This is a genomic window from Microcystis sp. M_QC_C_20170808_M3Col (assembly GCF_007095505.1).
GTDB lineage: Bacteria > Cyanobacteriota > Cyanobacteriia > Cyanobacteriales > Microcystaceae > Microcystis.
Genome location: NZ_SFBY01000382.1, coordinates 1 through 6012 on the forward strand (window position 1 = coordinate 1; position 6012 = coordinate 6012).

Genomic DNA, 6012 nt, shown 5'->3' on the forward strand with positions numbered 1-6012 from the left:
CAGTTTTTCTATTAAGCTCAACATATATTTTAAAAGTTGGCGGTCACTTTTCATTTTACAAAGACAGTGATCGCTTTTACTTTTGATATTCTGATGGGAGAATGAAACAGCCCTACCCCGCAACGCGCACGAAGTGGTCTCCCCACTTCCCTCTCCCCACACCCTTCTCCCTACACCCCACTTCCCATCACCGAGGGAGTAATTGTTGATAGAAATCCAATTGTTTTTGAGCGAGGGCTTTATTAGTATAATTGGTCATTACTCTCTGATAACCCCTCTGGCCTAATTCTTGAGCGAAGCTGGGATTATCTAAGAGAGTTTGTATAGATTTAGCCAGTGCCTCCCCATCTTTTTCGGGAAACATTAAACCCGTATCAGCAATAACAAAGGGAATTTCTCCCGAATCAGAACCAATAACAGGAACCTGACAGGCCATAGCTTCAATTAAGACATGACCGAATTGTTCTTTCCAACCGACGGCCGTTAAGGTTTTGACCTGATAGGTGATTTCTGAAGGCAAAACTAAAGTGTTCATCAGGTTAATATAATTAACTACTTGATCGTGGGGAACACTTTCCACTATCATCAAGCGATCGCTTATTCCTGCGGCTGTAGCTTCGCTGACTATTTTATCTTTCAGGATTCCCCGACCTAACAGTAATAATTTCCACTTACCTGTTAATTTAGCTACAGCTTTAATCAGCGTTAGAATGCCTTTCTCTTCCACAAAACGACCGATAAAACCAATCACGAATTCATCGTTTTCAATGCCTAAAGATCGGGCTAAATCGGGTTGCTTGCTGGGGGAAAAAAGAACTTCATCCACTCCTAATTGTGGTAAAACGGTGTATTTACCCCTGTAACCCCGTTCTTTTAAAACATCTACCCCGTCCTGATTACCAGCGATTAAACCATCGGTATTTTTCAGGTTATAAGCTTCTAACCAAGAGATGGGAAATTTAGGAGTATAGGGAAGATTCCACCAAGTAAAAAATACATTTTTAGCCCGGAGATTTAAGAGACGATTCAGAGTAATAAATTGAGCATAAGCGAGAGATTTAGAACCCTGTTCCACTTGAATAATATCGGGTCTAAATTTTTGCAATAAAGGAATTATATCAGTACCAAAAGTTAATAAAGCTTGGTTATTCTGGCTAAAATTAGAGATAGGAATGACTCGGAAATTGTCGGCTATTTTCGGTTGACTTTCAATGATTTTATTTTGGACTCCTCCTGGTTGCCAACGTTGGGGAACAACAATAGTAACTTCAATATTGGGATTTAATCTTGTCAGGGCGCGCAGTTTCTCACAGTTGAGATCAACGACATAGGTATGACTAGCGACTAAAATTTTCATAGATTATCTAGTTTTGTATAAATTTGGCCATCATTCCAGAGGGACTTTACTTGAGTTTTCAGAGCATCAAGAAAACCTAAACTATAAAAAATTCCTCTAGAAAGGATTTTCATCGGGGAACCACCCTTATTACAGGGAGGATTGCCAAGAACGTGACAATCAAATAATTTAGCATAGAGTCGCAATTGTTGAGCGGGAGTGAGATTTTTCAGGGCCATCAGAAAGTGATTATGATAAAAAGTCGTCTGATAACTCAAAGAACGAGTGCTAATATCATGACAGCCGCCGGTTTCTTCGCCTAAATGAACCAGATAAGCGGTGGGATCGTACCATACATGATAGGGAGTCCGGCGTAACCTTAAGCAAAAATCCGATTCCTCGCGCACGGCACTGCCACGAAAGCGTTCATCGAACCAAATGCCGTATTTCGTAAATATATCCTTCCGGAAAGACATATTACAGCCCCGGGCCGAGATTACCTGCTGGGGTTTAGTGGTGTGGACAAGATCGATGTAATACCAAGCAATGCCCGGATCCATGGCTTGGGGGGGTAAAAAGTCGATTTCGTAGGGTTTGCCGGTATCTGTCGCCATTTTTTGGGAGTCACCCAATTTCATGCGATCGAATACCCGACCTGCCACTACACCTATCTCAGGGTTCTTGACAAAATTCTCACTATGTGCTTTGAGATAATTATCCGGTAGCCGCACATCATCATCGATAAAAAGAACGATATCGCCTTGGGCGCGACGGACTCCATAATTTCTCGCACCGGGTAAACTCGCCCAATCCAGACGATACCAGCTAATTTTGTGCTGATTAGCCAGATTTTCCAGATAGGATTGTATGGCGGGGCTGTGGGTAGCGGTCTGGTCGATAACTAATACCTCAAAATCGGGGTAATCTTGTTTGAGTAGGTCATCGAGGGTATCTTTAAGAGGCTCTTCGCGTCGATAGGTGGGTATGATGACAGAAATCGAAGGAAAATTCATAGCAGGGGATAGGTAGGGATTAGGGGATAGGGGATAGGGGATAGGGGATGGGGGATGGGGGAATTTCAACTAAAACCCCCCGCAACGCGCACGCAGTGACCCCCCTAAAACCCAAAACCCATATTTCAAGCCAAAGAAACACCTTTGCGTTTAAAATTTAAGCTCTTTTTGGAGGATTTTGTGGCGGTTTCTCCCGCCAGAATTTTGGCTTCTTTTTCCTGTTTTTCGATCACGGGTAATCTAAAAATTACGCCCGCAAATATCCAGTAATAAACGCCCACAGGATCCGTATCGAGGGCATACCAATAGGGAAGATAGGCAACAAAGAGCAGCAAAACCCAATAACTACCGGCAAAACCTCGCAGAGTCGGATCTTTGAGGGAACGATAGGTGCGGAAGGCCAGATAAACTAGGTGGGTCATGAATATCATGTACAAGGCAAAACCAATGTATCCCAACTCGAATAAAACTTTACTATGATAGGTTTCCACAAAGGAAATATCACCGAAAACCCTAGCAGAAGCTGTGGCCACACCGAGTCCACGACCTAAAATACCGCCCTGATTACGGATAGCAAAATCCAACTGTTCTTGAATAAAAGCGGTGGGGGGACTCTGTTGCCAACGGCTGACAGCACTATCGTAGCGTTGTTGGACAAAATCCGGGTTAAGAAAAGAAAAACCGATAGCTAGAAGTAAAGTGGCGGCAAAAATGATCGGCAAAAATCTTTTTAAGTTAGCGATTTGTCCTGTAAGAATCGTCATCAGACCAATAATCGTCGGTACAGCAAAGAAAGCTAATCTTTGCCCAGAGATCACTGCATTAATAAAAACTAGGGTTAAACCCACCAGAGCTGCTAGTCGCCATTTTTGGGAAATTTCACTAAAGGCACTGGCATAACAAATTACCGCACTAGAGACCAAAAACCAAGCCCAGTGCCAGGGGGAAACAAACGTACCTGGTAGGCGGATCATATTCACTTCCGGACTATACACTAATGCCCCACCGACCAAACACCTCGCCTCTAAGGTGGCTTTGAATAGTGTATCAGCCACGTAGCCTCTAGTTCCTACACAACGACCGGTTTTCAGCATCCAGTATTGCATTAGTCCTAGAACACAACAAATAATTACTAAAGTCACTAAGAGACGACTAAAAAATAATAGGGTCGGTTTGTCTTTGATTAAGTAATAAGTGCAGAAGATCAAGGGGACATAACCCAGCAAAACTTTAAATCCTAATATTCCTTGCAGAAAAGTCTCACCTGTCCGACAGGGAATCTCGCGCAAACGACCATCCCTAAAGATACTCATCCCAGCCACGGAATCGCAAGTAGGCAGAAATTGTCTCTGCAAATTGACGGCTAATAGACAGACTACACAGAAAACAAAGATTAATAATAGGGTTGTACCTAATTGTTTGGGGACAATAATTGGTAATTGCTTTTTTCGACATTCTAAAACTAAGGCGATTAAAGCGGGTAGATAAAAGATATCTTTACTGATCTGCAGGATGGGACTACCTCCCAACCAATAGATAATAGTGCCAGTGAAGGGGACATAGATAATAAATGCCCAAAGAGCCATGCGAGGATAGCTAAAGGAGAAAACTCCTAAAATCAAGACTAAACTTACTGCAGCTCCTATCTTGGCATCAAATAATAAGCTGAGGGGTAATCCGAGCAAAATTCCCACACAAATGGCAAAAATAATCAACCCCGTTAACTTTTGTTTCTTTTGCCTTTCTTCTTTTTTGAGGGCAAGTTTCTCTTTGATGTTAAGCGGGGGACTATCAGCTTTTGTTTGGCCCTGTTTATGCTTTTTTTTCTGGCGATCGATACTTAGTCCGGTCATAATTATCCCTTGCTAGGCTAGGCTAAGGGCATTATAATCCCTGTCCCCCTCGATCGACTACAAAAGATAGTTTCGCACCGCTTCCACTAGCCTTTCTGTCCAAAAATTGGCTAATTCTAGGGTTTCTGCTTCCACCATCACCCGAATTAAGGGTTCTGTCCCGGAAGCGCGCACCAAAATTCTGCCTTTTTCTGCCATAGCTGTCTCAGCTTTGAGGATTTCTCGCCGCAAAGGTTCACATTGCTGCCAATTACGTCGCACTTCTCTATCTTCCACCCGCACATTGCGTAAAATCTGCGGATAGGTGACAAAGCTATGATCGACTAAGTTAGCCAAGGAAACCGCCGATTTCTGCACTAAAGCCGCTAAATGTAGAGCGGTTTGCATTCCATCCCCGGAAACCCCGTAATGATGGCAGAGTATATGACCGGATTGTTCACCCCCTAGCATGGCTCCAGTTTCCCACATTTGCGCCTGAACGTGCTGATCGCCCACGGCAGTCCGCAATAATTGACCCCCCAGTTTTTGCCAAGCGCGTTCAAAACCTAAATTAGCCATCACCGTTGCTACTAATAACCCATCCGGTAGCTGTCCGGCTTCTAAGAGGGAACGACCCCAAAAATAGAGGATATAATCGCCATCTACTACTCTACCTTGACTATCCACGGCTAGGACCCGATCGGCATCGCCATCGAAGGCAAACCCTAAATCCGCTTGCTGATTAATCACCGCCGCCTGTAAGCTTTCTAAATGGGTAGAACCACAATTAACGTTAATGCGATCGCCATCGGCTCGATCGTGTAGGCAGATAACTTCCGCCCCCAAGGTTTGGAATACTAAAGGTGCTAGGTTAACGGCTGCCCCCCAAGCTAGATCTAAAACTATTTTTAATCCCGATAGGTTAATATCCTTCCCGACGGAAGCAATCACAGCTTGATAGTATTTTTGGATTAATTCGGGACAAAAAGTCGCTTTTCCCCAATTTACTGAGTTATCCGCTAATTCTAAATTGCCTCTTAAACCCGCTTCTATCTGTCCGGCTAAAGTGCCGGATAATTTTAAACCGCTGCTGTCAAAAAATTTAATGCCGTTGTCTTCGGGGGGATTATGACTGGCAGAAATCATGATCCCCCCCATCGCTTCGCTTTCTCTGGTTAAGTAGGCGACGCAGGGAGTGGGACATAATCCCAGTTGCCAGACTTCTATTCCCGCCCAAGTTAAACCCGCAGTGATAGCATTGGCTAACATATCACTGGAATTACGCGAATCTTGACCGATAATCACCGGTTTGGTGACACCAGCTTGATTTTTTAATACCTGTCCTGCCCAAAATCCGATTTGTAGCGCTAGGGGGGCAGTTAATAATTCTCCCACTTGGCCGCGAATTCCGTCCGTGCCAAACAGGGGGGATGGCGGTAATTCGATTAAACCCGTTAAGGATAACAGGGGATGCGATCGAGCTTTTTGTCCATTTTGATACGATAGAGAAGCTACCATGGCCGATTCCTTTCCTCACACAACACACTCAGAGAATAACATGATCACCGATTTTTTCAAATCAATGTTCCCAGTTGACCTTAATCCTCCTCCCAGGGTTCCTTAGGCGGGGTGTAGTGTAGGGTGTGTGGGGTGTGGGGTCTGGGGTCTGGGGTGTGGGGAGAACAAAGCTGCCTTTTGCATGAGTGCCTCCTGATTGACATCCTCGCCGCCGTAAAACGGACGGCGATTCCTCACCACGCCACTTTTTTAGGGTGGTCGCGTCAATGGGGTTGACGCAGATAGCGAAAAACGCTTAATTGCTTAAGTCTGA

Annotated in this window: 4 protein-coding genes; all 4 read right to left on the bottom strand. The window is 44.3% G+C overall.

Going from position 1 to position 6012, the window contains the following annotated elements; translation table 11 throughout:
* Positions 1-187: 187 nt before the first annotated feature.
* Positions 188-1357, bottom strand: coding sequence for a hormogonium polysaccharide biosynthesis glycosyltransferase HpsO (gene hpsO, locus EWV84_RS17710; RefSeq protein ID WP_287079075.1), 1170 nt, complete (start codon positions 1355-1357; stop codon positions 188-190).
* On the bottom strand, positions 1354-2349 hold the full coding sequence (gene hpsN, locus EWV84_RS17715; protein WP_287079076.1) for a hormogonium polysaccharide biosynthesis glycosyltransferase HpsN: 996 nt from the start codon (positions 2347-2349) through the stop codon (positions 1354-1356). Before hpsN ends, hpsO begins: the two co-directional genes overlap by 4 nt.
* A 125-nt stretch (positions 2350-2474) precedes the next feature.
* Entirely contained in the window at positions 2475-4202 is a 1728-nt protein-coding gene (hpsL, locus tag EWV84_RS17720) for a hormogonium polysaccharide biosynthesis protein HpsL (protein ID WP_287079077.1), read from the bottom strand.
* Between the two features lie 57 nt (positions 4203-4259).
* Positions 4260-5699: a phosphoglucosamine mutase gene (glmM, locus tag EWV84_RS17725; protein WP_287079078.1), complete on the bottom strand. Its 1440-nt coding sequence runs from the start codon at positions 5697-5699 to the stop codon at positions 4260-4262.
* Between the last annotated feature and the right edge of the window lie 313 nt (positions 5700-6012).

Coding starts and splice junctions, on each gene's coding strand:
- hpsO (WP_287079075.1), bottom strand. CDS start 1,357: ATGAAAATTTTAGTCGCTAGTCATACCTATGTCGTTGATCTCAACTGT.
- hpsN (WP_287079076.1), bottom strand. CDS start 2,349: ATGAATTTTCCTTCGATTTCTGTCATCATACCCACCTATCGACGCGAA.
- hpsL (WP_287079077.1), bottom strand. CDS start 4,202: ATGACCGGACTAAGTATCGATCGCCAGAAAAAAAAGCATAAACAGGGC.
- glmM (WP_287079078.1), bottom strand. CDS start 5,699: ATGGTAGCTTCTCTATCGTATCAAAATGGACAAAAAGCTCGATCGCAT.